General features: G+C 72.1%; 20 protein-coding genes. 6 read left to right on the top strand and 14 right to left on the bottom strand.

Features of this window, described 5'->3' with window-relative positions:
• Nucleotides 1-28: 28 nt before the first annotated feature.
• The 6 genes from AC1DDU_RS08405 to AC1DDU_RS08430 form a co-directional block, all read right to left on the bottom strand.
• On the bottom strand, nt 29-1,420 hold the full coding sequence (locus tag AC1DDU_RS08405; protein ID WP_477432944.1) for a threonine/serine exporter family protein: 1,392 nt from the start codon (nt 1,418-1,420) through the stop codon (nt 29-31).
• On the bottom strand, nt 1,420-2,775 hold the full coding sequence (locus AC1DDU_RS08410; protein ID WP_477432946.1) for an anaerobic C4-dicarboxylate transporter family protein: 1,356 nt from the start codon (nt 2,773-2,775) through the stop codon (nt 1,420-1,422). Before AC1DDU_RS08410 ends, AC1DDU_RS08405 begins: the two co-directional genes overlap by 1 nt.
• Nucleotides 2,772-3,512, bottom strand: coding sequence for a Type 1 glutamine amidotransferase-like domain-containing protein (locus AC1DDU_RS08415; protein ID WP_477432948.1), 741 nt, complete (start codon nt 3,510-3,512; stop codon nt 2,772-2,774). Before AC1DDU_RS08415 ends, AC1DDU_RS08410 begins: the two co-directional genes overlap by 4 nt.
• A gap of 151 nt (nt 3,513-3,663) precedes the next feature.
• Nucleotides 3,664-4,155 carry a dehydrogenase gene (locus AC1DDU_RS08420; RefSeq protein WP_477432950.1) on the bottom strand — a complete coding sequence of 164 codons (492 nt, stop codon included), beginning with the start codon at nt 4,153-4,155 and terminating at the stop codon, nt 3,664-3,666.
• 67 nt (nt 4,156-4,222) lie between these two features.
• Nucleotides 4,223-6,028: a cation:proton antiporter gene (locus tag AC1DDU_RS08425; protein ID WP_477432952.1), complete on the bottom strand. Its 1,806-nt coding sequence runs from the start codon at nt 6,026-6,028 to the stop codon at nt 4,223-4,225.
• A 41-nt stretch (nt 6,029-6,069) separates the two neighbouring features.
• The gene (locus AC1DDU_RS08430; RefSeq protein WP_477432954.1) at nt 6,070-7,098 is read right to left on the bottom strand and encodes a malate dehydrogenase; all 1,029 of its coding nucleotides are present in this window, start codon (nt 7,096-7,098) and stop codon (nt 6,070-6,072) included.
• A gap of 93 nt (nt 7,099-7,191) precedes the next feature.
• Between AC1DDU_RS08430 and ypfJ the strand changes: the two genes are divergently transcribed.
• The 3 genes from ypfJ (at nt 7,192) to AC1DDU_RS08445 (ending at nt 10,969) form a co-directional block, all read left to right on the top strand.
• Nucleotides 7,192-8,058 (top strand): KPN_02809 family neutral zinc metallopeptidase, encoded by an 867-nt coding sequence (gene ypfJ, locus AC1DDU_RS08435; RefSeq protein ID WP_477432956.1) that lies wholly within the window; start codon nt 7,192-7,194, stop codon nt 8,056-8,058.
• Nucleotides 8,055-9,092, top strand: coding sequence for a prolyl aminopeptidase (gene pip / locus AC1DDU_RS08440; RefSeq protein WP_477432958.1), 1,038 nt, complete (start codon nt 8,055-8,057; stop codon nt 9,090-9,092). The genes ypfJ and pip overlap by 4 nt, the downstream gene beginning before the upstream one ends.
• Nucleotides 9,093-9,394: 302 nt before the next feature.
• Nucleotides 9,395-10,969 carry a DEAD/DEAH box helicase gene (locus tag AC1DDU_RS08445; protein ID WP_477432960.1) on the top strand — a complete coding sequence of 525 codons (1,575 nt, stop codon included), beginning with the start codon at nt 9,395-9,397 and terminating at the stop codon, nt 10,967-10,969.
• Nucleotides 10,970-11,131: 162 nt separating this feature from the next.
• Here the strand turns inward: AC1DDU_RS08445 and AC1DDU_RS08450 are convergent, their stop codons facing one another.
• Nucleotides 11,132-11,713 carry a TetR family transcriptional regulator gene (locus AC1DDU_RS08450; RefSeq protein WP_477432962.1) on the bottom strand — a complete coding sequence of 194 codons (582 nt, stop codon included), beginning with the start codon at nt 11,711-11,713 and terminating at the stop codon, nt 11,132-11,134.
• 102 nt (nt 11,714-11,815) lie between these two features.
• Between AC1DDU_RS08450 and AC1DDU_RS08455 the strand changes: the two genes are divergently transcribed.
• Nucleotides 11,816-13,060: an FAD-dependent monooxygenase gene (locus AC1DDU_RS08455; RefSeq protein WP_477432964.1), complete on the top strand. Its 1,245-nt coding sequence runs from the start codon at nt 11,816-11,818 to the stop codon at nt 13,058-13,060.
• A gap of 75 nt (nt 13,061-13,135) precedes the next feature.
• Here AC1DDU_RS08455 and AC1DDU_RS08460 read toward each other — a convergent pair whose 3' ends face one another.
• From AC1DDU_RS08460 to AC1DDU_RS08490, 7 genes are all read right to left on the bottom strand, one after another.
• Entirely contained in the window at nt 13,136-14,791 is a 1,656-nt protein-coding gene (locus AC1DDU_RS08460) for a GMC family oxidoreductase (RefSeq protein WP_477432966.1), read from the bottom strand.
• The gene (locus AC1DDU_RS08465) at nt 14,791-16,566 is read right to left on the bottom strand and encodes an aldehyde dehydrogenase family protein (RefSeq protein ID WP_477432968.1); all 1,776 of its coding nucleotides are present in this window, start codon (nt 16,564-16,566) and stop codon (nt 14,791-14,793) included. Before AC1DDU_RS08465 ends, AC1DDU_RS08460 begins: the two co-directional genes overlap by 1 nt.
• A gap of 172 nt (nt 16,567-16,738) precedes the next feature.
• Complete coding sequence (locus tag AC1DDU_RS08470) at nt 16,739-18,142, bottom strand: MFS transporter (RefSeq protein WP_477432970.1); 1,404 nt, start codon at nt 18,140-18,142, stop codon at nt 16,739-16,741.
• Nucleotides 18,143-18,213: 71 nt separating this feature from the next.
• Nucleotides 18,214-19,491 (bottom strand): kynureninase, encoded by a 1,278-nt coding sequence (locus tag AC1DDU_RS08475; RefSeq protein ID WP_477432972.1) that lies wholly within the window; start codon nt 19,489-19,491, stop codon nt 18,214-18,216.
• Nucleotides 19,478-20,458 carry an amidohydrolase family protein gene (locus tag AC1DDU_RS08480; protein ID WP_477432974.1) on the bottom strand — a complete coding sequence of 327 codons (981 nt, stop codon included), beginning with the start codon at nt 20,456-20,458 and terminating at the stop codon, nt 19,478-19,480. Before AC1DDU_RS08480 ends, AC1DDU_RS08475 begins: the two co-directional genes overlap by 14 nt.
• Nucleotides 20,458-21,306: a tryptophan 2,3-dioxygenase gene (gene kynA, locus AC1DDU_RS08485; RefSeq protein WP_477432976.1), complete on the bottom strand. Its 849-nt coding sequence runs from the start codon at nt 21,304-21,306 to the stop codon at nt 20,458-20,460. Before kynA ends, AC1DDU_RS08480 begins: the two co-directional genes overlap by 1 nt.
• A 59-nt stretch (nt 21,307-21,365) precedes the next feature.
• Nucleotides 21,366-21,623, bottom strand: coding sequence for a glutaredoxin domain-containing protein (locus tag AC1DDU_RS08490; RefSeq protein ID WP_477432978.1), 258 nt, complete (start codon nt 21,621-21,623; stop codon nt 21,366-21,368).
• A 138-nt stretch (nt 21,624-21,761) separates the two neighbouring features.
• Here AC1DDU_RS08490 and AC1DDU_RS08495 point away from each other — a divergent pair, with 138 nt between their 5' ends.
• On the top strand, nt 21,762-22,913 hold the full coding sequence (locus AC1DDU_RS08495) for a glycosyltransferase (RefSeq protein WP_477432980.1): 1,152 nt from the start codon (nt 21,762-21,764) through the stop codon (nt 22,911-22,913).
• Nucleotides 22,914-23,188: 275 nt separating this feature from the next.
• The gene (locus AC1DDU_RS08500) at nt 23,189-24,286 is read left to right on the top strand and encodes a glycosyltransferase (RefSeq protein ID WP_477432982.1); all 1,098 of its coding nucleotides are present in this window, start codon (nt 23,189-23,191) and stop codon (nt 24,284-24,286) included.
• Nucleotides 24,287-24,402: the final 116 nt, after the last annotated feature.

The raw sequence follows: 24,402 nt of genomic DNA on the forward strand, positions 1-24,402 counted from the left end.
CGCCGGCTTCGCGGCCGACGACCAGCGGTCACGCCTCCTGAGAGCGCTCGGCGGTCTCAGCAGCAGGATCGGCCGCACGGCGCGCCGGTCGCCGGATCGCCCGGCGGACCCGCGCCCAGAAACCCGGGTGCGCAGGTGCGTCCGGCGCGCGCTGCGGGACCTCGACGTAGAAGGCCACGATCTCCTCGGCGCCGTGGTGCACCGCGCGGTACAGCGCGGTGCCGATGAGCACGCCGAGCGCGATCGACATGATCGAGACCAGTGCCAGCGCGAAGTCCTCGAACCCCTGCCCCGCGCCCATCGCCTCGGTGAGCCCGACCAGGCCAGCCGCACCGGGGACCAGCAGCCAGTACGCGGGCAGGAACGTCAGCTGCGCCGGCACGCCGCGCGGCAGCGACGCGATCCACAGCACCACCGGCGTCATGACCAGGGCGCCGATGAAGCCGCTGACCGTGGCATCCAGCAGCGCTGCACCCGCGAGCTGGCCCAGGTAGGCGACGACGAGCGCGAGCAGCACCCATAGGAACGTGCGGCCCGGCGCCGAGAAGTGCAGGTAGTTGCCGATCGCGAACAGCAGCAGTCCCAGCCCGCCCATCCACCACGGCGTCGGGGCGCCGCCGTCGGTTCCGGCATAGCTGGCGTCGGCGACGCCGACCACAGTGCCGGCGGCGAGGATGCCGAAGGCCAGCAGCCCGAGCTGAACCAGCCCCGTCACCAGTCGCGAGGCCCCCGCAACCATCTGGCCGGCTGCGAGCTCGGTGACGGCGGTGGTGAGCATCCCTCCTGGCAGGAAGGTCGCCAGCGGGGCGATGAGCAGCCGCAGCGGATCGCCGAACGGGATGTACGGCGCGAGCAGGAACACCGTGATGCCGCACAGGAACGCGGCGGCCACCGGGAACACCAGCTGCAGGGTCGGCGAGGGGACGAGCTTGGCCAGGCCGATGAGCGCGCCCAGGACGAAGGCGACGACCGCCCCCTCCCACGTCGGCGTGAGCAGCAGCGCGAGTCCCGCGGTGAGCACCGCGTGGCCGAAGGTGCGCATGAGCCACCCGCGTCCGGGCGTCATGCGGCCGATCTCGTTGAGGCGACGGATGCCGTCCTCCGGCGCGACCGATCCCGTCTTGGCGTCGGTGAGCAGCCGGTACAGCGCCGCGATCTGGTCGAAGCGGAACCTCGCCCCGACCGTGCGCAGCGACACCCGCCCGCCGTCGCCGGTGTCGGTCTCGACGAGGATCACGGTCGGCAGCACGACGAACTCGATGTCGTCGCGCCCGTAGGCGCGCGCGACCGTCGTCATCTCGGATCGGATGCGGTCCACCGACTCGTCGGCGGCGTTCAGACCCTCGGCGAGCCCCAGCAGGAACCTGCCGAGCAGCGGATCCGCTGCGCGCACGGTGCCTGCCGGGACGGAGCTCGTCATCACCCGAGGAGGAACGAGATCCCGACGCCGACGATGATCGCGCTGCCGACGTACACCAGGTTGGGCAGCTGGAACGAGTGGTCGAACACGAACCTGCCCATCTTGGTGGTGCCGGTGCGGTCGAACGCGACAGTCGCGACCTGGCTGCCGTTCGCGGGCAGCGTGTACATGCCCATCGCGCTCGGCCACAGGCCCGCGATGAGGTGCGCGGGCAGCCCGATCGCGAGACCGATCGGCACGATCGCGTTGGTCGCGCTGGACTGACTGGTGGTGAGCATCGCGACCACGAACAGAGCCAGCGCGAACAGCAGCGCGCCGATGAACGCCGACGATCCCGACACCATGGCTCCGAGTCCGTCCACGATCAGCTGGTTGTTGGCGGCGACGAAGGTGTTCGCCAGCCACGCGATGCCGAACAGCGCGATCGCGCCGACCATGCCGGCCGAGAACGTCGACTGCTTGGGCACCTCGGCGGCGGGCACCTTGCACGTGACGAAGATGAGGGCGGCGATGACACCCATGATGACCTCGATGACGGTCGTGACCGACAGGCGCACCGGGTCGCCGTCGGCGTTCGTGCCGATGACGGGCAGCAGGTTCGAGAACAGGCCGCAGAACACGATCACCACGACGCCGCCGAGGAACAGGGATGCCGACAGCACCGCGGTGCGCGGCAGCTTCTTGCCTGTGGTGTCCTCGGCTGCCGGAGCGACCTCGCCCGCGGCGAGGCGGCGCTGGAACTCGGGGTCGTCGTCGAGCTCCTTGCCCTTGCGCATCATCACCAGTGCCGCCAGCGACAGACCGACGATCGACGCCGGCCACATGATGAGCAGCAGCTTGCCGAGGTCGAAGCCGCTGGGAGCCAGGAGCACGACCATCGACGCCGTCGCCGCAGACACCGGGGAGCACAGGATGCCGACCTGCGACGCGACCGCCGACACCGACAGTGCCCGCTCGGGGCGGATCCGCTGCTGGTACGACACGTCGTAGATCACGGGGAGCAGCGGGTAGAAGATGTTGCCCGTGCCCGCGCCGACGGTGAACAGGAACGACATCGCCGGTGCCAGGAAGACGACCGACTTCGGCCGTCGGCGGATCGCCTTGGCGGCGACGGCGACCATCCAGTCGATGCCGCCGGCCGCCTGCATGACGGAGGCGGCCGTGATCACGGTGATGACGATGAACACCGCGTCGACGGGGGCGCTGCCCGGCGCCTCGCCGAACACGAAGATCAGGACGGCGACGCCGACCAGGCCCCATACGCCCAGGCCGATCCCGCTGGTGCGGGTGCCCATGTAGATCGAGAGGATGACGACCAGGAGCTCGGCGAGCAGGATCCAGACGTTGTCGTTCACGCGCTCGGGCCCTTCGCGATCGGGGCGGCACCCGCCAGCACCCGCACCGGGAGAGGGGTCTCGACGATGCGGCCGTCGACGGACTCGACCCGCAGCGCCAGCGCGTCCTCGACGGGGCTGATCGCGGTGACGAGCTCGGCTCCGTCGAAGTGGAGCGACTGCAGGTTGCCGACCGCGTAGCCGGTGGACAGCTCTCCGGTGCGCAGCGCCTCGTGGAACAGCGGCTGGCGCTGGTCCTCCGCGTCGTAGTGCGGGCAGAAGCTGCCCTCGAGGAACCCGAGGCCCTCGGGCAGCACCTGCAGGGTCGGCCCGTAGCTGTCGGTGGTGCCGCCCTCGAACCAGCAGATGCCGCCGGCGGAGCCGCCGGTGAACACGACGTTCGACGCCGGGTCCTCCCACATCTCGCGCATGATGGCGTCCAGTCCCTGACGCTTCCACACGTCGAGCATGTTCGCGGTGTTGCCGCCGCCGACGTGGATGACGTCGAACCCCTTCACGAAGCCCGCGAGGTCGTCGAGGTCGCGGTGGAACAGCGTCAGGTGGTGCGGTGCGCAGCGGTCGGAGTCGTAGGTCTTGTAGAAGCTCAGCGTGTACGCCTGCTCGTCGCCGGTCGCGGTGCCGACGAACAGCACCCGCGGGCGGGTCTTGCCGGTGAGGCCCAGGATGTACTCGTGCGTCGGGTCGTTGCGCCGCTCCATCATGACCTTGCCTGCGCCGGTGGCGACGATGTGCGCCATGTTCACCCCTCCGTATCGACTGCGGAGGCCCACGGCGGCGGATGCCGCGGCGGACCTCTTCGCACACTAGGGGGCGATTCGCGGGGCGCGTGAGACCCCGGTCGCCGTGTCCTGCGATCCGGGCTGGGCTGCGGGAGGCTGCGCGGCCGGCTCAGCGCCCGACGTCGTACAGGTGGCGACCGCCGTGGCTGACGACCTTCACGACCACGCCGCGGCGGTGCAGCTCGGCGACGGTCCGGGTCTCCTCGTCGATGTCGCGGCCGAGCGCGTGCACGTTCGCCACGACGAGCACGTCGCCGCGGCCGAGCGTGCCGAACAGGCGCACCAGGCGCTCCTCCCACGACTCCAGCGTCTCGGGCGCGGGGTGGCGGAAGCCCTCGATGGGCACGCCGAAGCGGGTGAGGTCGCCCCGCTGCTCGACGACGGAAGGCATGTCGTCGCGGGCGATGACCAGGCCGACCAGGCGCGAGCCGGCGGGCTGGGCCTGCCACCAGTTGCGGTTCTCCTGGAGCTCGGTGAAGCACTTCGGGCACGCGGTGGCCGGGTGCGGCAGGTGCAGCGGCGCGGTGTCGGGCCCCGCCGATCCGGGAGCCGGCGCAGGATGCGTATGCCCGGCATCCTGCGTCTTGGTCGTCTCGCTCATGGTGAGGCCCCCTCGCTCGGTCCCCATTGTCTCATCCCCCGCCGACGCCGCCGCGGCTGTCGGGACGTCAGTCCTCGTCGTCGAGGCGCAGCTCGAGGCTGAGCTGGTCGGCGTCCAGCTCGGCGAGGGCGTGCCGCAGGGCGGGCGTGCTGTAACCGCCGCCCGACGTGAGGTGGTTGAGCCGCGTGCGCATGGCCTCGATCATCGCCAGCCGCAGCTCGAGGAGGTCCCGCACGCTCGCGGCCGCCTCGGGCTCCTCGGGCGGATCGACCATGCGCGTGCCGACCCGTTCGACCAGGTCGGCCGGGAACGCCGACCCGTCGCGTCGCCGCAGCTGCGGGCTCGAGAGCGCCGTGACCGCGGCCTCGCGCAGCTCGTCGTCGAGGGCGGACTGCTCGGCGCGGTCCAGGTCGTCGTCTTCCGGCTGTTCCAAGCGCAGCATGCGCACCAGCCAAGGGAGCGTGAAGCCCTGCAGCATGAGGCTGCCGACCGCGACGGCGAACGCGATGAAGACCAGCAGCGCCCGGTCGGTGGTGTCGTCGCGGGGGAGCGTCTGCGCCGCCGCGAGCGTCACGACGCCGCGCATGCCCGCCCACACGATGATCGCGCCGTGCTTCCAGCCCAGCGGCGAGGCCTGGTAGTAGTCGAGGTCGCTGAGCGCCCGCGACACGCGACTGCGCATCACGTCCAGGCGCCGCTGCACCCGCCTTCCGCCGTCGTCGCCGGCGCGGCGTCGACGGTCCTGTCGTCGGCGACCGGATGCCGGGCCTGGCGCCGCATCCGCGGGGGACCCCGGCGGCCCCGCCGCGATCTCGTCGATGCGCGCCGACATCGCCTCGAGCCGGCTGCGCTGCCGGCCGCGGGCCCGGCGGCTCTGCAGCCACACGAGCAGCGATACGTACCCCGCCCGCACCGCGACGATGATGCCCAGCGCGCCGGCCGCGATGGCCAGACCCGTGCCGAGGCCGTTGTGGTTCTCGATGTTCTGCGACACGATCTCGCTGAGCTCGAGGCCCATGATGAGGAAGACGCCGCCCTCGAGCACGAGCTCGATCGTGCGCCAGTTGTGCTCGTCCGACCGCCGCTGCTCGGGGCTGAACCAGCGTGCCGCGCCCTGGCCGGTCACGATGCCCGCCACGACCGCGGCGACCAGTCCCGACCCGCCCAGCGCCTCGGTCGGGATGTACGCGATGAACGGGACGACGAACCCGATCGCGGTGTTGGCGGCGGAGTTGCGCACGAGCGCCCGCAGCCGCAGGTTCAGCAGGCCCACCACCGCTCCGACCACGACCGCGACGACGACGCCCCACGCGAACGCGGGCAGGAACCCCACCCCGATGCGCGCGTCGCCGCCGACGGTGGTGGCCACCGCCACCGAGGCGATCATGGTGCGCAGCAGCACGAGCGCGGTGGCGTCGTTGAGCAGGCTCTCGCCCTCGAGCATCGTCACCACGCGCCGGGAGACGCCCAGCCGTTTCACGATCGACGTGGCGACGGCATCCGTCGGGCTGAGGATCGCGCCCAGCGCGACCGCGATGGCGGGGTGGATGCCCGGGATGACGAGCACGAAGAAGAACGCGAGCACCACCGAGCTCAGGATCACCAGCAGGAACGACAGCCCGGCGATGGGGCCGAAGTCGCGGCGGAACTCGACAGCCGGGAGGGCGACCGCGGCGGAGTACAGCAGCGGCGGCAGCACGCCGACGAGGATCCACTCGGGGTCGATCTCGGGGACCTGCACGAACGGCAGCAGGCTCACCGCCCCGCCGATCAGCACCAGGATCAGCGGCCCGGCGATGCCGAGCTTCGGTGCGATCGCCGTCGCCAGGGCGATCACCAGGATCGCGACGATGATGACGATCAGCGCTTCCACGGGTCAGAGCCTATTGCGCCGCCGCTGCCGAGCGCGTCGCGTCAGAGCACGCCCAGCGCCCGTACCGCGTCGCGCTCGCCGACCAGTTCGTCGACGGATGCCGCCAGCCGCCCGCGGGCGCGCTCGTCGAGGTCGAGTCCCTCGACCACGCGGTATCCGTCGCCGTCCGAGGTCACCGGGAACGAGCACACGATGCCCTCGGGGACGCCGTACTCGCCGCGCGAGATCACTGCGGCCGAGGTCCAGCCGTCGTCGGTGCCCAGCTGTTCGTCGCGCACGTGCGCGATCGCGGCGTTGGCCGCCGACGCGACGGACGAAGAGCCGCGCACGTCGATGATCTCGGCGCCGCGCTTGGCGACGCGCGGGATGAAGATCTCGTCCAGCCATGCGGTCGCCGCCTCGGCGCCGCCGAAGCGCTCGGCGAGGGCGTCGAGCAGCGGCATCCCTCCCACCAGCCCGCGACGGAGGGTCGCGTGCGAGACGTCGGGGAACTGGGTGGCGGAGTGGTTGCCCCAGATCGCCACGTCGCGGATCGCGGCGGGGTTCACCTCGAGCAGCTCGGCCAGCTGGCCGACGGCCCGGTTGTGGTCCAGGCGCGTGAGCGCGCTGAAGCGATCGGCGGGCACGTGAGGGGCGGCGGATGCGGCGGCGATGAGCGCGTTCGTGTTCGCCGGGTTGCCCACCACCACCACGCGCACGTCGTCCGCCGCGACGGCGCCGATCGCGTCGCCCTGCGGGCCGAAGATGCCGGCGTTCGCGGCGAGCAGGTCGCCGCGCTCCATGCCCGCCGAGCGGGGCCGCGCCCCGACGAGCATCGCGATGCTGGTGCCCTGGAACGCCGTCAGCAGGTCGTCGGTGACCTCGACCTCCGTCAGCAGCGGGAACGAGCAGTCCTGCAGCTCGAGCGCCGCCCCTTCGGCCGCGCGCATGCCCTGCGGGATCTCCAGCAGCCGCAGGCGCACCGGCCGGTCGGGCCCGAGCATGTCGCCCGCCGCGATGCGGAACATCAGGGCGTAGCCGATCTGGCCGCCCCCTCCGGTGATGGTCACGGTCGTGGGTTCGCTCGCCATGTCACGAGCCTATTCCTCCCGAACACGTGCCACTCGGGTCGTCCTGCCTGTCGAAACGTGTCCGGATCAGGCTCTCGGGGTACCGTGACAGGCATGACGTTCAACGAGAACGCCAACGTCGGGGGGAACACGGCGCGGCGTCGCGGGGCGGGCGTGGCCGTCGCCGGCGGCGGCATCGCCGGGCTCGGCGCCATCGCCGTGCTGCTGTTCCAGCTGTTCACCGGTGCCGACCTGTCCAGTGTCATGCCGGTGCCGGATGCCGGATCCGGCGGTGAGTCCGAGATCCAGCAGTGCGAGACGGGTGCCGACGCGAACCGCGACGACGCGTGCCGGCTGGCCGCCGGGAGCGTCGTGCTCGACGAGTACTGGGCCACTCAGGTGCAGGGCTATCGTGCGCCGCAGCTGATCATCGTCGACCAGCAGACCGGCACCGCGTGCGGCACGGCATCCAATCAGACCGGTCCCTTCTACTGCCCGCCGGAAGAGACCGTCTACGTCGACCCCACCTTCTTCGCGCTGCTGCGCCAGCAGTTCGACGCGTCCGCGGGCGAGCTCGCCCAGCTGTACGTGCTGGCCCACGAGTACGGGCACCACGTGCAGAACATCGCCGGCATCATGAACGACCACCCGAACAACGGCAGCGGCCCCGACAGCAACAGCGTGCGCACCGAGCTGCAGGCCGACTGCTTCGCCGGCGCCTGGGTCGGCGACATGACCGAACAGGTCGACGAGAACGGGGTACCGTATCTGCGGACGCCGACGCCGCAGCAGATCGCCGACGCGATCGACGCGGCCGGCGCCGTCGGAGACGACCACATCCAGCAGGAATCCGGGGGCTTCGTGAATCCCGAGTCCTGGACGCACGGCTCCAGCGCGCAGCGGCAGCGCTGGTTCGAAGCGGGCTACCGGGGCGGCGTCTCGTCCTGCGACACCTTCGGCGTTCCGGGGGGAAGCCTATGAACGAGCATCTCGACGACATCCTCTATCCGCCGATCGAGCCGTACGACACCGGCACGCTCATCGCGGGCGAGGGCAACCGCATCCACTACGAGCAGTGCGGAAACCCCGAGGGCAAGCCGGTGGTGTTCCTGCACGGCGGGCCCGGCGCGGGCACGTCGCCCTGGCACCGGCGGTTCTTCGACCCTGAGCGGTACCGCGTCATCCTCCTCGACCAGCGCGGCTGCGGCCGCTCCACGCCGCACGCGAGCGACCCCGACGCCGACCTGCGCCACAACACCACGTGGCACCTCGTCGCCGACATCGAGCTGCTGCGCCGCAACCTCGGCATCGAGCAGTGGCAGGTGTTCGGCGGATCGTGGGGGAGCGCCCTCGCGCTCGCCTATGCGCAGGCGCACCCGCAGGCGGTCAGCGAGATCGTGCTGCGCGGCATCTTCACGCTGCGCCGCCACGAGTTGGAATGGTTCTACGAGGGCGGTGCGGCATCGGTCGTCCCCGATCTGTGGGAGGACTTCATCGCCCCCATCCCGATCCTCGAGCGCTCACGCCTGATGCAGGCCTATCACCGGCGTCTGGCCGACCCCGACCCCGCGGTGCACACGCCGGCGGCGATCGCGTGGTCGCAGTGGGAGGCGTCGAACCTGACGCTGCTGCCCGACGCCGAGCTCGTCGCCGCGATGACGGAGCCGCGCGCCGCGGTCGCGTTCGCGCGCATCGAGAATCACTATTTCCTGCACGGCGGCTGGTTCGACGAAGGCCAGCTGATCGCGGGCGTCGATCGCATCCGCCACATCCCCGCCGTCATCGTGCAGGGCCGCTACGACGTGTGCACGCCCGCGATGACCGCGTGGGATCTGCATCGCGCGTGGCAGGAGGCAGAGTTCACGATGGTTCCGGATGCCGCGCATGCGGCGTCCGAGCCGGGCATCGCCGCCGCGCTGCGCGCCGCCACCGACCGCTTCGCGGCATCCGCTCCTGCGCCTGCCGAGCCCGAGGAGAACTCCGCCACCGAGCCCGAGGCATCCGCCGCCCCCTGACGTTCGTCGAGGACGTACGTCCTCGCCGAGGGGGCACGTTGTCGACGTGCGCGACATGCGGTCTCGACGAGAACGTACGATCGCGACGCCGGGCGGTTCGCGCTCGCCGAACGTCCAGCCGCGCGCTGATAAGGTGGGAGATCTTGCAGCGCTTCATGCGCTTCTCGCGTCGTAGAACGCTTCCCTCGCCGGCATCCGGATTCTGATCCGAAGAACCGCGCTGACATCTTTCGTACGGCGACCCGTGGGCGAGATCCGCCCCGGCCACCGACAGGGCACCCGCGTGCCCGGAGAACACCCTCATGACCGAAACCACTTTCGGCGCGCTCGGCGTGCCTCAGCCCCTCGTCACCGCGCTCGCCGCGGCCGGCAAGACCACCGCGTTCCCGATCCAGGTCGACACGCTCCCCGACACGCTCGCCGGACGCGACGTGCTGGGCCGCGGCAAGACCGGCTCGGGCAAGACGCTCGCCTTCTCGATCCCGATGATCGCGCGCCTGGGCACGACCCTCGCCGGCGGGCCGCGCCGCAAGGGCCGCCCGCTCGGCCTCGTGCTCGCCCCGACGCGCGAGCTCGCCACCCAGATCGACGCGGTGCTCGCGCCGCTCGCGAAGGCCTACAACCTCACCACGACCACGATCTTCGGCGGCGTCAACCAGAACCGCCAGGTCAACGCCCTCAACGCGGGCGTCGACATCGTCGTGGCGTGCCCCGGCCGCCTCGAGGACCTCATGAAGCAGGGCTTCGTGCACCTCGACGCCGTCGAGATCACCGTCATCGACGAGGCCGACCACATGGCCGACCTCGGCTTCCTCCCCGGCGTCACGCGCATCCTCAACGCGACGCCCGCCGGCGGACAGCGCCTGCTGTTCAGCGCGACCCTCGACAACGGGGTCGACAAGCTCGTGCGCCGGTTCCTGCAGAACGAGGTGCTGCACTCCGTCGACGAGGCGCACTCGCCCGTCGCCGCGATGACGCACCACGTCTTCACGTTCGCCGACGCCGACGCCAAGAAGGACGCCGTCACGGCGCTCGCCTCGGGCATGGGCCGCCGCATCCTGTTCATGCGCACCAAGCACCAGGCCAAGAAGCTCGCCAAGCAGCTCACTGCGCAGGGCATCCCCGCCGTCGACCTGCACGGCAACCTGTCGCAGGCGGCGCGCGACCGCAACCTCGCGGCGTTCTCGTCCGGCGGCGTGAAGGTGCTCGTGGCGACCGACGTCGCCGCGCGCGGCGTGCACGTCGACGACGTCGAGCTGGTCATCCACGTCGACCCGCCCACCGAGCACAAGGCGTACCTGCACCGCTCCGGGCGCACCGCCCGTGCCGGTGCCGAGGGCGCCGTCGTCACCCTCGTGCTCCCCGAGCAGAAGCGCGACGTGTCGCAGCTGCTGCGCAAGGCCGAGATCACGGTCACCCCGGTCGCGGTCACCGCGACCTCGCCCGAGGTCATCGAGCTCGTCGGCCAGGTCGCGCCGTACGTGAAGCCCGTCCCGGTCGCCGAGACGCCGCGCGGCACCAGCCAGGGCGCGAACGCGCAGCGCAAGCGCGCGGCGCGCGACGCGCGTCAGGGTGCGGACGCCTCACCGCGCACCGAAGGCTCGGGTTCGGGCGGCCGTCGTCGCCGCGGCGGCTCGGGCCAGGGCGGCCAGGGCGCCGCAGGTCAGCAGCGTCAGGGACAGCGTCGAGACGCGGCTCCCGCCGGCGACAAGGCCACGCATCAGCGTCATGACCAGAGCGCGGGGCACTCGCGTTCGGGTCAGCAGTCCGGCAACCCGCGCACGCCCGGTCGTCGTGCGTCGTCGGGTGGCACCGGCAAGCTCATGGTCGGCTCGGTCGTCCGTCCCAACGGCACCAACCGCCGCGGCGGCCGCTGATCCGGCATCCGCTTCCCGAACGCCCCGGCGCCTGCGCGCCGGGGCGTTCGCCGTCTGCGCGGGGTGCGCACAGCGTCGGAGGTCTCGCGCGACGCGCCGGAGTCGGGATGCCGTCAACCGGCGTGTCGGCCGAGAGCTCCGATTCTGTGCTCGCGGACAGGCTCAGTCCCGCGCCGCGCCGTCCGCGGCGATCGCGGAGACGGCGCGCGCGAGCTCCTCGCCGCTGGGCAGCGCGTCGGGGCTGATGAGCCACAGGATGCCGAGGCTCTGCACGAGCGCGAAGTCGAGCTTGGCGATCGCGTCGATGTCGGCGTCGTCGAGCTCCGGGCGGGCGGCGCGCAGCACCTCGGCGATGCCGAGGTAGGCCTGGCCGGCGGCGTCCGCGATCGCATGACTCCCGCGCTGATCGTGCAGGACGCGCACCGTATTCTCGAGGCTGGCCAGGAGCGGCTCGCGGTTGGCGGCGAAGATGGCGGGCATGCGGTCGAAGAGCGTGGCGAACCCCTCCAGCAGGGGGAGCGCGGCGGTCTCGTGGGCGATCGCCTCCATCTCGTCGCCGATCCCGTTGCCCAGCGACTCGGTGAGCGCGGCGCTCACGAGCTCGTCCTTCGAGCCGAAGTGATAGCCGATCGCGGCCAGGCTCACGCCGGCCGCGGCGGCGATGTCGCGGGCGGTGGCCTTGGCGACCCCGCGCTCGAGGATCACCTGTCGTGCACCGGCCAGCAGGTCTTCGCGATTGCCCATGGCGGCATCCTATCCGAACGTCTTAGACAAGCGTGCTAGACAGTTGTCTCAATGCGTGTTAGACATATGTCTCATACGGACGTCTAAGGGATGGGATGCCTCATGAACGACCTCGACCGCACACCCCACGTGCTCGTCTCCGGCGGCGGGATCGCCGGGCTCGCCCTCGCGCTGCAGCTGGTGCGCTCCGGCCTGCGCACCACCGTCGCGGAGCGCGCTGACGCCCCTCGTCCCGGCGGCCAGGCCGTCGACCTGCGCGGCGCGAGCCGCGAGGTCGCCGAGCGGATGGGCCTCATGCCGGGCATCGATCGCCTCCGCGTGCACGAAGAGGGCATGTCGTACGTCAACGGCAAGGGCCGCGTGTTCGGCCGCATGTCGATGGCGGACTTCGACGGAGAGGGCGCCGTCGCCGAGATCGAGATCGCGCGCGGCGACCTCGCCCAGGTGCTGCTGGACGCGCTGCACGTCGCCGCAGGCGCCCGTCCGGGCCTGCTCGAGCTCCGGTTCGGCGACCGCATCACCACCCTCGCGCAGGATGCCGAGGGCGTCGACGTCGGATTCGAGCACGCGGCGGCGGCGCGCTTCGACGTCGTGGTCGGCGCCGACGGCGTCCACTCCGCGACCCGCCGGCTCGCGTTCGGCCCCGAGGAGCGGTTCGCGACCTACCTCGGCGGGTACGCCGCGTTCTTCACGATGCCCACGCCCGACGATCTCGAGGAGGGCTGGTTCGCGCTGCGGTTCGTCCCCGGGGCGACCTTCGGCATCCGGCCGGACCGCGACCCGGCGACCTCCAAGGCGATCCTCACGCTGCGCATGGACCGCGACCGGTCGCTGCGCGGCGACCGTGTCGCGCAGGAGGCGCTGATCCGGAGTCGCATCGCCGACGCCGGATGGCACGCGCCGGCGGTGCTCGCGGCGCTGGGGGAGGCATCCGATCTGTACTTCGACGAGCTGGTGCGCATCGACGTGCCCGACGTCGCGAACGGCCGGATCGTGCTGCTCGGCGACGCGGCGTCGTGCGGGTCGCCGATGACGGGGCAGGGGACCGCGACGGCGCTGATCGGCGCCTACCTGCTGGCCGCGCGCCTCGCCGAGGCGCCGGGGGATGCCGCCGCCGCGCTGCGACGGTACTCCGCCGACATCGCGCCGTTCGCAGAGAACGGCAAGGAGATCCCGGGCGGCGGCATCACGCGCATGGTTCCGGCGACCCGGTTCGAAGCGGCCGTGTCGCGTGCGCTGACGGGCATCCTCATGTCGCGGGCGGCGCTCCCTCTCGTCAAGCGGATGTTCGCCGCCGGCGCGGACGCCCCGGCGCTGCCCGAGACCGCTCCTGTTCCGGTGGTGTGAGGTCGCACGAGGAGGGCCCGCGGCACACCGCCGCGGACCTTCTCGGCCTTGCCGATGCGCGTGCCGCGCCGCCTGCTAGACGCGTCGGCCGAGCACCAGATCCGCGGCGACCTCGCCGATGACGATGGCGGGGGCGTTCGTGTGGCCGCGGATCACGGTGGGCATGACCGACGCGTCGGCCACGCGCAGGCCGGAGACGCCGCGCACGCGCAGCTCGGGGTCGACGACGGAGGCGGCATCCGTTCCCATGCGCGCGGTGCCGACGGGGTGGTAGAGCGTGTGCGAGTAGCGGCGCATCGACATCTCGGCCCGCTCGACGGGGGTCATGCGCTCGCCGCCCGCGGGCTGCACCCAGTCGCCGGTGGTGATGGTGCGCAGCGCATCGGTGTCGATGAGGCGCTCGCACTCGGCGAGGCCGGCGAGCATGGTCGCCGCGTCCACGCCGTCCTCGTCGGAGAGGTAGGCGGGGTCGATGACCGGCTTGGCGGTGGGATCGGCCGAGGCCAGGCGGATCGTGCCGCGGCTGCGGGGACGCAGCAGGATGGCGCCCACGGTGAGGCCGTGGCCCGGCGTCGGGACCAGGCCCTCTCCCACGTAAGGGACCGGGGCGAAGATGATCTCGATGTCGGGCAGACCCTCGGGGGCGCCGGTGCGGTCGGCGACCTCGGTGCGCACGAAGCCGTAGGCCTCCGCGACGTTGGAGGTCAGCATCCCCTTGCGGGCCGTGAGGTACTTCACGAGCTCTGCGGGCTTCTCGGCGTCGTACAGCGTGCCGCCGCGGGCGGCGGGCGCGAGCCCGGCGACCAGGTGGTCCTGGAGGTTCGCGCCGACGTCGGGCGCATCCACGACGACGTCGATGCCGTGCTCGGCGAGGTGCTCGGCCGGGCCGATGCCGCTCAGCATCAGCAGCTGCGGCGTGTTGATCGCCCCGCCGGAGAGGATCACCTCGCGGCGTGCGCGCACGTGGCGGGTGATGCCGTCGACATCGACGTAGGCGCCGGTGGCACGCGGCTCGGCGGTGGCCGACGCGTCGTCGAACGTCACGCGCCGCACGTGGGCGCCCGTGAGCACCCGGAGATTGCGCCGCCCCTTCGCCGGACGCAGGTACGCGTCGGCCGTCGAAGCCCGCGCGCCGCGGTGCTCGGTCACCATCGTCTGCGAGAAGCCCTGCCCTTCGGCGAGGTTCGCCGCGGTGACCGGATGCCCCGCCTCCCGGACGGCCGAGAGGAACACGGCCGTGTGGGGCCGCGGGTCGCGCTGGTGCTCGACGGGCTGCGCGCCGTCAGACCCCTGCGTGGCGTCGGCCGGATCGGACGTGCGCTCGACACGCCGGAAATAGGGGACCAGGGCGTCCCACGACCACGTCGGGCCGGCGGCATCCGCCCACTCGTCGTAGTCGGCGGCGAACCCGCGCACCCACATCATGGCGTTCAGCGACGACGAGCCGCCCAGGGTCTTGCCGCGGGGCCAGTAGACCGTGCGGCCTTCGAGTCCGGGCTGCGGGACGGTGTCGTAGTTCCAGTCGTCGTCGCCGCGGAACAGCTTCGAGAACGCGGCAGGGACGTGGAGCTCCAGCGCCTTGTCGGGGCCGCCGGCTTCGAGGAGCAGCACCGACACGGCCGGGTCCTCGCTCAGGCGTGCGGCCAGCGCCGCCCCCGCGGAGCCGGCGCCCACGACGATGTAGTCGGCCTCGAGCCCGTCGCGGCCGAAGGCAGGGTCCTGCCGGCGCATCACGCCCGCATCGCCTTCGCGAACGTCTTGACCAGTCCCGGCACCTTGCCGTCGATGAGATAGCGGGTGAGACCGGCGCACACCTCGGCGCCGGTGCGCGAGCTCACGAACCACGGCGGCGTGGGCAGGACCGTGAAGACGCCCTTGCCGAGCGATCGCGGGAAGGGGCGGAACGGGCCGCGCCCGATCGACCTCTCGACGCGATCGAGCAGGAGCGCGTTGTGCACCAGGCCGATGCCGCTGGACACGTCGACGAGCGTCGCCCCGGGGAAGCCGCCCCACGTGAGACGTGCCGTGAGGAAGTTGAAGGCGGTCCAGGTGTTGATCGCGATGTCGCCGTAGCGCAGGTCGGCGATCGCGCGCTCGAACCCGTCGCCCAGCGCCGCCTCGGTGACCGGGTCGATGAGGACGTTCGCCCCGAGCGTGCCGGTGAGCTTGTCATTGGCGTGGGCGACGGCCGCATCGAGGAACTCCTGCCCCGTGCCGGCGAGCTCGACCACCCCCAGGATCGGCGCGAAGTACTCGGTCTTCTCCACGGCGTCGCCGTCGTCCCCTGACCGGACCTCGACGATCGCGCGCGTGCGGTCGGCGCTCCAGACGGCGTCGGGGTACGCGGACGAAGCGGCCGCAAGGCGCTCCTCGCTGCGCGGGTACCACACCGGGCGCTCGGGAGCGGCGGCGTACGCCTTGTGCAGCTCGCGCAGGAACTGCTCGCGCTGCGGCCAGTCGGAGCTCACGATCACGAGCTGGCCGGCGATGCAGTTGTGCCCGGCGTTCACCAGTCGCATCGTCGTGATGTGCTCGGCCTGGTAGGCGAGGTCGGCCGCCGACCAGTCGCCGGGGACGACGATGATGGGCGAGACGCCGCCGAGCTCCGCCGTGATCGGCACCTTCAGCTTCGGCGTCCCTGCTTCGCGTGCGGCCGCCGCATCCGCCCCCGTTCCCCACACGATGGCGTCGAAGGTCGGCGCCGAGCCGGTGATGTGCACGTGGACCAGGCGCGGGTGCGACGCGAGGTAGGCGCCCGTCGCGCCGCCGCCGCGCACGATGCGCACGAAGCCGGGCTCGATGAGCGGTGCCAGCGCCCGTTCGAACACCGGCACGAGGGCGTCCTGCGTCGGGTTGACCTTGAGAAGCGCGACGCGGTTGTGGGCGAACAGCTCGTACAGCACGTCGGCGACCGGGATCGAGGTCACGTTGCCGGCGCCCAGCACCAGGCCGACGCCGCCGGACTCCGTCGGGGTCAGCTGAGCGAGCCCCGCCTCACGCCGCGCGGCGGCCGCGGTCACGCCGGGCTCGAACCACACCTCGCCGGTGAACCCCGACAGCAGGAGCTTGTCGGTGCCGTTGTGGGGATACGTGTGCGCCCGCAGCCGTCCGCCGGGGGCGGCGTCGACTTTCACGCCGTCGAGCGGGCTCTTGCCGTGAGCGAGCGCCTCGAGCGTCTCGCGCAGCGCGTCGAGGAGCCCGATGATGGCGTACGGCCCGCCGAGCCATTCCTCACCCGACAGCGCATGCCCCGGCTCCAGGCCCTTCGACATGGTCGCGACGTCGGCCCACTCCTGGGCCGTCGCGCCCACCGTCTCGCGCACCCGGCCGAGCAGCCGTGCGCGCTGGTCGAGCGTGAGCGCGCTCCAGACGCGGGTGCCCTCCTCGAGGCGCGTGATCGCGTCGTCGAGCGCGGCGCGCTCCTCGTCGGGCAGCCCCGGGTCGGTGGCGCGTGCGGCCGGCTTCTTGCGCGGCTTCGCCGGCGTCGTCGAAGAGGTGGGGGACATGGAGGCTCTCCTTCGAACTCGCGCCTGTGAACTCGCGTCCGCGGGTCCGGCGCCCTGTGAGTTCGTTCGGGGGCATCCTACGACACCGGGCGATGCGTTGTGGGACGGGGTGTCAGGTTCTGTGCGACCGGGTATCGCCCGCGGCTCCCGTGCCGCCGCGGCGCGGCCGGGGTCAGTGCACGTCGATGTCGGCCCTGCGCAGCGGGTAGCGCGCCAGGGTCGCGAGGCTGAGCGCGATGAGCAGGGCCGGCACCACGCTGAAGCTGACGACGATGCCGGTGATCGCGGCATCCGGCTGCGTCACGACCTCGCCGCCCGTCGACGAGACGTAGCCGGTGACGGCCAGGATCAGCGACAGCGTGGTCGCGCCCAGTGCGAAGCCGACGGTCTCGCCCGCGGTCCACACGCCGCTGAACGAGCCGGCCCGGCCGGCGCCGTTCGTCTGCTCGTCGTGCGAGATGACGTCGGGCAGCATCGCCATGGGCAGCGACTGCATACCGGCGTAGGCGATGCCCGCCACCCCGACAGGCACGTAGATCCAGTCGCCCGGCGCCCACAGCACGGCGACGATCGACAGCGCCGCCACGCCGAACACGACGCTCGCGATCGCGAACGTGCGCTCCTTGCCGATCCGGCGGGCGAGGACCCCCCACGCCGGCGCCGCGAGCAGCGCGGGGGCGATGAGCGCGACGAACAGCAGTTCGACGGCCGCCTCCGAGTGCAGCACCCAGGTCGCCACGTACTGCGCCCCGGCCAGCATGAGACCGGTGGCCAGCGCCTGCAGCACGAACGTCGACAGCAGCAGCCGGAACGGCCGGCTGCGACGGAGGGCCCGGATGCCGGAGGCGTAGTGTTCGCGGATCCCCGCGTCGGGCGCGCTCGGCGTCGCCGGCGCCTGCGGGGCCGCGGGCGCGGTCGCACCGCGGCGTGCGACGGAGGTGGCGATGAGCATCCCGACGCCGATCACCACGCCCGACACGACGCCCATCACGAGGTACTGCACGAACGGGTCGTCCGAGACGCGGCGCAGCGCCGGCCCGCCCGCGCCGAACAGCAGGATCGCGAGCGTGAGCACCACCACGCGCCATGTGAGCAGGCGCGTGCGCTCGTCGTAGCGCGGCGTGAGCTCGGCGGGCAGCGCGATGTAGGGCACCTGGAAGAGGCTGAACGCGGTCGCGGTGAGGGTGAAGGCGACGAGCACCCACAGGCCGGCGACCACGGGGCCGAGGGACGGCGGCACCGCGAACGTCAGTGCGAACAGCACCGGCAGCGCGCACGCGCCGATGAGCATCAGCCGGCGACGACTGCCGTGGCGGGCGAGGTCGCGATCGGTGAGGGCGCCGATCACCGGGTCGATGACGACATCCCACACCTTGGCGAGCGTGATGACGACGCCTGCCATGAGAGCCGCGACACCGAGCGAGTCGGTGAGGTAGTACGTCAACACCAGCCCGGGCAGCGTCGCGAAGCCGCCGGTGCCGAGCGACCCGGTCGCGTAGCGGGCGATGGTGCCGCGCGTCAGGCGCGGGGAAGTGGATGCCGCGGCTTCGGGTGCCGCCGGAGCCTCGTTGCTCATCGCGCCAGTGTAGGTCAGCGCGCTCGCCGCCGATTCCGGGCTGTGCACACGCGGGGGCGGGCCTCGGCCGGTCAGGCCTCGGCGCGCACCGCGGCTTCGACCGCGCGCAGCCCGGCGAGCGTCTCGGCGAACGACGTCGACAGCGGGGACAGGCCGATGCGCAGACCCCCAGGGTCCCGGTAGTCGGGGATGACGTCCTGCTCCCACAGTCGCGCGGTGACGGCCCGCATGGACGGATGCGACAGCGTCACGTGACCGCCGCGCTCGGCGGGATCCCTGGGCGAGGCGACCGTCACGCCGAGCGGGGCGAGCAGCTCGTCGGCGACGCGGACGGCGAACTCGGTGAGTGCGACCGACTTGGTGCGGATGGCCGCGATCCCGACCTCCTCGATCAGCGCGAGCGTGTCCTGCATCGCGAGCATCCCGACGATCGGGGGCGTGCCCGAGAGGAATCGCCGCATGCCGTCGGCCGGCCGGTACTCGGGCCCCATCGCGAAGACGTCGGCGGTGCCCATCCAGCCCTGGATCGGCTGCACCAGCCGGTCCTGCAGCCCCGCCGCGACGTAGGCGAACGCCGGGGATCCCGGTCCGCCGTTCAGGTACTTGTAGGTGCAGCCGACCGCGAGGTCGAAGCCCCACGCGTCCGCCTCGACGGGCACCGATCCTGCCGAGTGGCAGAGGTCCCACACGATGAGCGCGCCGGCGTCGTGGGCGATGCGGGTGAGGGTCGCGGCATCCGCAAGATATCCCGACCGGTACGCGACGTGCGACAGCAGCACGACCGCGGTCGCCGGGCCGACGGCGGTGCGCAGCGCGTCGGCCGAGACGCCGCCCGCCGCATCCACGTCGATCCACCGCACGCGCCCGCCGCGCTCCGTGGCGATCCCGTCGACGAGGTAGCGGTCGGTGGGGAAGTTGTCGCGGTCCACGACGATCTCGACGCGCGCCGGGTCGGCGGCGACGGCGGCGTCGAACGCCGCGCGCAGCAGCTTGTAGAGGAGCACGGTGGTCGAGTCGCCGATCACGGTCTGCCCCGGCTCCGCGCCGATCGCGGCGCGGCCGACGGCGTCGCCGATCTCGAACGGCAGCTGCATCCACGATTCGTCCCAGCCGCGGATGAGGCGCCCGCCCCACTCGTCGCGCGCGAACGCCCCGAGCCTGTCGACGCTCGCGCGCAGCGGGCGGCCGAGCGAGTTCCCGTCGAAGTACACGAGAGACGTCTCGGCACCCACGAACGCGTCGCGGCGGGCGCGCAGCGGGTCGGCGGCGTCCAGCGCGGATGCCTCCGCCTCGAGCCCGCCCGATCTGCTCGCGACGGTGAGCCCGTGCGCCGGGTCAGTGCTCGTCATGGATGAGCTCCTCGGTGGGGACGACGGTCGCGCCGCGCAGCCACTGGGCGACGTCGTCGACGTGTTCGGGCGGCGGCCCGGGGACGAAGGTGCGGACGCCGGACGGGGGATCGGCCACCGGCCACGGGTCGGACATCGCCGCGATGAGCGCCGCTCCGCGCACGCCGGCGGCGTCGAGCGCCGCGACCTCGTCGGGGTTCACGCCCACGCGCTGATCGCCGTTGCCGAGATCGGTGCCGTACAGCACGCGCCCGCCCGCGGCGGCGAAGCCCGCGAGGTTCACGCGCGCGAACTCGCTCGCGGCCGCGTCTTCGCGATGGATCGCGAGCGTCGAGATCCACACCTGACCGGCCGCGACCGCGTGCGCCGTGAACGCCCGGCCCACGAACTCGGTGAACGGGGTGTGGGCGAAGCCGTCGACGCCGGCATCCAGCGCGCGCTGCGGCATCCCCTCGCCCTCTGCGTGCGCGACCACCGCGACGCCGCGCTCGTGGGCGACGTCGACGATCGCCGTCAGGGTCGCGGCGTCGAGCACCGCGCCCTCGACGGCGTTCAGGGAGGCCTTGATGACTGATGCCCCGAACGACACCTGCTCGTCGACCGCCGTCGCGACGCCGCCGGGCACGCCGGGATGGGTCGACGGGTCGGTGATCTCGCGGGCGATCTGCGGCGGGGCCCAGGGGCGCCCGACGGGGTACCCGCCCGGCGCGGTGAGGAACGCGCCGGCATACGCCACACGCGGAATGCTGTGGTTCCCGCGACGGGAGAACGCGACCGGGTCGCCGCCGAGGTCGACGACCCCGGCGATGCCGCCGGCGGCCAGCGGCGCCTCGTCGATGAGGTGCAGGTGCACGTGGTGGTCGGTGAACGGCGGCAGCGACACTCCATGCTCGCCGGTGAGCGCACGGCGGCAGAGCTCGGCATCCGGTCCGAGCAGAGCCCGCAGCGCCTGCGGATCGCGGGTCATCACAGCTCCGTCCGCACCGCGTACAGCTCGGGGAAGAACGTCAGCTCGAGCGCTCGCCGCAGGAACGGCACTCCGCTGGAGCCGCCGGTGCCCGACTTCAGCCCGATGATCCGCTCGACGGTCTTGAGGTGTCGGAAGCGCCACAGCTGGAAGTTGTCCTCGAGGTCGACGAGCTCCTCGCAGGTCTCGTACGCCGCCCAATGCGACTGCGGGTCGCGATAGATCTCGGTGAAGACCGGCACGAGCTCGGGCGTGTACGTCCATGCGGCGGTGACGTCGCGCTCGAGCACGGATGCGGGGATCGGGTAGCCCGATCGAGCCAGCATCCGCAGGAACTGGTCGTAGAGGCTCGGCGCCTCGAGCGCCGCCTCGACGAGCGCATGCGCCGAGGGGTCGGATGCGAACACGCGCAGCATCCCGGCGTTCTTGTTGCCCAGGGTGAACTCGACCGCGCGGTACTGGGCCGACTGGAACCCGCTGGCGTTGCCGAGCACGCCGCGGAACTGCGCGTACTCGGCCGGCGTCAGCGTCGCCAGCACCGACCACTGCTCGGTCAGCGTCTTCTGGATGTGCTTGACGCGCGCGATGCACTTGAGCGCAGGCGCGAGCTGATCCTCGCCCAGCAGCCGGCAGGCGGCGCCGAGCTCGTGCAGCACGAGCTTCAGCCACAGCTCCGTGGTCTGGTGCTGCACGATGAACAGCAGCTCGTCGTGGTGCTCGGGGTCGCTGAGCGGCCGCTGCGCCGAGAGCAGGGTCTCGAGATCCAGGTAGCCGCCGTAGCTCATGCGGTCCTGGAAGTCGGTGACGACCGATCCCTCGATCGCCCGGGTATTGCGTTCGACGCTCACGGCCTCAGCCTAATCAGGACCGGCGCCGCGGCGTCAGGGCCCGATGCGGAGCCGTCGGCTCAGAGGAGCCAGAGCTCGCGCAGCTTCGCCTCGACGTCGGCGTTGGACGGCTCCACGTGGTGCGACGAGTCCGGGTACACGACCACCGGGATGTTGGTGCGACCCGAGATGTCGCGCGCGACGTCGGCCGCAGCGGGGTCGGCGACGAGGTCCACGTAGGTGTACGAGATGCCGAGCTCGTCGAGCTGCTTCTTGGTGCGGATGCAGTCGCGGCACCAGTCGGCGCCGAACATGGTGATCGTCGAGGGGGAGGTCATGATGCCATTGTCTCCCGGGAATCCTGGGCGAAGGCCGGGCGGACACGCCCGGGCCGTCCGTGCGGCGGCCGTGCGTCTCCCCTGTGTCTGCTGAACCCCGATGAACGGAACCCGGCGTGCATGGGAGGATATGCGGCGATGCAGTTGTCCATCGTGGTCCCGACGTACAACGAGGCTCCGAACATCGCGGAGCTCGTCCGCCGTGTCGCGGTCGCGGCCGCCGGGGCGGGCATCGAGGCCGAGATGGTGTTCGTGGACGACAGCACGGATGCCACCCCCGACGTCATCCGCGAGGTCGCGGCATCCGCACCCCTGCCGGTGCGGCTCATCCACCGCGACCGCGCCGTCGACGGACTCGGCGGCGCCGTGATGGAAGGCCTGGCCGCGGCGGAGTCGGACGCGTGCCTGGTCATGGACGGCGATCTGCAGCATCCGCCCGAAGAGATCCCGGCCCTCTGGCGCCGCTTCTCGCGCGGCGACGTCGACCTGGTGATCGCCTCGCGCTACGCCGGCGGCGGCACCGCGAGCGGACTGGCCGACCAGACCCGCGTGCTGGTGTCGAAGGCGTCGACCGCGGTCACCCGCGCCATGTTCCCGATCCGGTTGAAGGACGTGTCCGACCCGATGACGGGGTTCTTCCTCGTCGACCGTCGCTCCGTCGACGCCGCGCAGCTGAAGCCCCGGGGATTCAAGATCCTGCTCGAGATCCTCGCCCGGCGGCCGATGCGCGTCGCCGAGGTGCCGTTCGACTTCGCCGACCGCTTCGCCGGCGAGTCGAAGGCGTCGGTGCGGCAGGGGCTGCACTTCCTCACGCAGCTGACCGCGCTGCGGTTCGGCAAGATGTCGCTGTTCGCCGTCATCGGCGGGCTCGGTGCCATCGCGAACGTGGGGATCGTGTGGGCCCTCACGCAGCTGGACGTCGACTACATCGTCGCCGCCGTGATCGCCGCCGAGGTGACGATCGTCGGCAACTTCCTGCTGCAGGAGCGGTTCGTCTTCCAGGACATGCGCGAGGGTGCCACGGGCGTGTGGACGCGCTTCGCGAAATCGTTCGCGTTCAACAACGCCGAGGCCGTCATCCGCATCCCGATCGTGGCGGTCATGGTCTCGACCGGGCACATCTCGGCGGTCGTGGCGACCGCCATCACCCTCGTCGTGGCGTTCTTCGTGCGCTTCCTGTTCCACTCGCTCGTGGTCTACGCGCCGCGCAAGGCGGGCGTCGCGCCGAGCGCCGCGCGCCGCCTCGTCGAGGAGTTCGACGCGCAGGCCACCGCGCCCGGCGAGCTCTAGGGAGCGGATGCCGCGGCTCGCGGCATCCCGATCCTGCGAAGTCGCCGGGATCTGCGCCCCCGCCCGTTACACCCGCGGACACCGCGCGCTAGGCTGTGCTCGGGATCGGTATCTGGGGTACCGGCCATTCCCTCCTGTGGGAGGTAGGGAATCGCGATGCTGTGCATCGCGCGCAACTGGGGATTCTGGGGAATTCAATGGGGATCGATGCCCTCATTGCGCCTTTGGGGGGCGCAGTCGACGATGCCGGCGGGATCGCACTGGCACATGACTATGTGACGCAGCGCGGGGGCGCCGAACGCGTCGCGCTCTCGATGGCGCGAGCCTTCCGTGGTTCGCCGCTGCACACGACGCTGTACGACCCTGCGGGCACCTTCCCGGAGTTCTCCGCGGTGGACGTGCGCGCGATGAAGCTCAACAAGTGGTCGGTGCTGCGCCGGCACCACCGTCTCGCCCTCCCCTTCCTCGCCGATGCGGTCTCGCACTACCGCATCGACGCCGACGTGCTCGTGGCGAGCTCGAGCGGCTGGGCCCACGGCATCCCGACGACCGGTCGCAAGGTCGTGTACTGCCACGCCCCGGCCCGCTGGCTGTACCAGGCGGATCGGTACGCCGGCGGCACCCAGGCGGCGCACGGTGCGCACTCCCGCGCCGTCAAGCTCGCGACCGACATGCTCGGTCCGCGACTGCGCCGGTGGGACCAGGAGGCCGCCCACACGGCCGACAGGTATGTGGTCAACTCGACGATCGTCCAGCGGGCGGTGGCCGAGGTGTACGGGATCGAGGCCGAGGTGCTGGCCCCGCCTCCGGCGCTGCTCGGGCGCGACGGAGCGTCGCAGTCCGTCGACAACGTGGGCAAGCCTTTCGTGCTGTGCGTCGCCCGGCTGCTCCCCTACAAGAACGTCGACCTCGTCATCGAGGCGGTCGCGCGGATCCCTGACATCGACCTGGTGGTCGTCGGCGACGGTCCCGAGCGCCGCAAGCTGGAGGCACTGGCGGAACGGGTCGGGGGCACCACGCTCGCGGGGCGCGTAAGCGACGCGGAGCTGCGCTGGCTCTACGAGAACTGCACCGGGCTCGTGGCGGCATCCTTCGAGGACTTCGGACTCTCGCCGCTGGAGGCGGCCTCCTTCGGCAAGCCGACCGCCGCCCTGCATGACGGCGGATACCTCGACACCGTGGTCGGCGGACGGACCGGCGTCTTCTTCGACCGACCCGCCGTCGACGACATCAGCCGGGCCGTGGACGAGATGGTGCGTGCCGACTGGCACGCCGGCGCCATCAGCGCCCACGCCGAGCGGTTCTCCGAGGAGCGCTTCGCCGCGAGGCTGCACGAGATCGTCGATGAGGAGCTGCGGCGCGGCCGCCGGTGAGTGCGTGGTGACGCAGCGGCGCGAACGCCTACGCGGCGCACCGCTGTGTCACCCTGGGGCAGAGAGGTCCGAGGGGTGCTGAGATCGCCGCGGCCCCCTCGTCCCGAAGGCCGCCG

The organism is Microbacterium sp. 05T445 (genome assembly GCF_056395865.1).

What these genes read in the sequence shown, in the direction of transcription:
- AC1DDU_RS08455 (WP_477432964.1), top strand. Translation starts at nt 11,816, where the DNA reads ATGAACGACCTCGACCGCACACCCCACGTGCTCGTCTCCGGCGGCGGG.
- AC1DDU_RS08480 (WP_477432974.1), bottom strand. Translation starts at nt 20,458, where the DNA reads ATGACCCGCGATCCGCAGGCGCTGCGGGCTCTGCTCGGACCGGATGCC.
- AC1DDU_RS08415 (WP_477432948.1), bottom strand. Translation starts at nt 3,512, where the DNA reads ATGGCGCACATCGTCGCCACCGGCGCAGGCAAGGTCATGATGGAGCGG.
- AC1DDU_RS08460 (WP_477432966.1), bottom strand. Translation starts at nt 14,791, where the DNA reads ATGCGCCGGCAGGACCCTGCCTTCGGCCGCGACGGGCTCGAGGCCGAC.
- AC1DDU_RS08445 (WP_477432960.1), top strand. Translation starts at nt 9,395, where the DNA reads ATGACCGAAACCACTTTCGGCGCGCTCGGCGTGCCTCAGCCCCTCGTC.
- AC1DDU_RS08450 (WP_477432962.1), bottom strand. Translation starts at nt 11,713, where the DNA reads ATGGGCAATCGCGAAGACCTGCTGGCCGGTGCACGACAGGTGATCCTC.
- AC1DDU_RS08430 (WP_477432954.1), bottom strand. Translation starts at nt 7,098, where the DNA reads ATGGCGAGCGAACCCACGACCGTGACCATCACCGGAGGGGGCGGCCAG.
- AC1DDU_RS08470 (WP_477432970.1), bottom strand. Translation starts at nt 18,142, where the DNA reads ATGAGCAACGAGGCTCCGGCGGCACCCGAAGCCGCGGCATCCACTTCC.
- AC1DDU_RS08490 (WP_477432978.1), bottom strand. Translation starts at nt 21,623, where the DNA reads ATGACCTCCCCCTCGACGATCACCATGTTCGGCGCCGACTGGTGCCGC.
- AC1DDU_RS08420 (WP_477432950.1), bottom strand. Translation starts at nt 4,155, where the DNA reads ATGAGCGAGACGACCAAGACGCAGGATGCCGGGCATACGCATCCTGCG.
- pip (WP_477432958.1), top strand. Translation starts at nt 8,055, where the DNA reads ATGAACGAGCATCTCGACGACATCCTCTATCCGCCGATCGAGCCGTAC.
- AC1DDU_RS08465 (WP_477432968.1), bottom strand. Translation starts at nt 16,566, where the DNA reads ATGTCCCCCACCTCTTCGACGACGCCGGCGAAGCCGCGCAAGAAGCCG.
- AC1DDU_RS08475 (WP_477432972.1), bottom strand. Translation starts at nt 19,491, where the DNA reads ATGACGAGCACTGACCCGGCGCACGGGCTCACCGTCGCGAGCAGATCG.
- AC1DDU_RS08495 (WP_477432980.1), top strand. Translation starts at nt 21,762, where the DNA reads ATGCAGTTGTCCATCGTGGTCCCGACGTACAACGAGGCTCCGAACATC.
- AC1DDU_RS08405 (WP_477432944.1), bottom strand. Translation starts at nt 1,420, where the DNA reads ATGACGAGCTCCGTCCCGGCAGGCACCGTGCGCGCAGCGGATCCGCTG.
- ypfJ (WP_477432956.1), top strand. Translation starts at nt 7,192, where the DNA reads ATGACGTTCAACGAGAACGCCAACGTCGGGGGGAACACGGCGCGGCGT.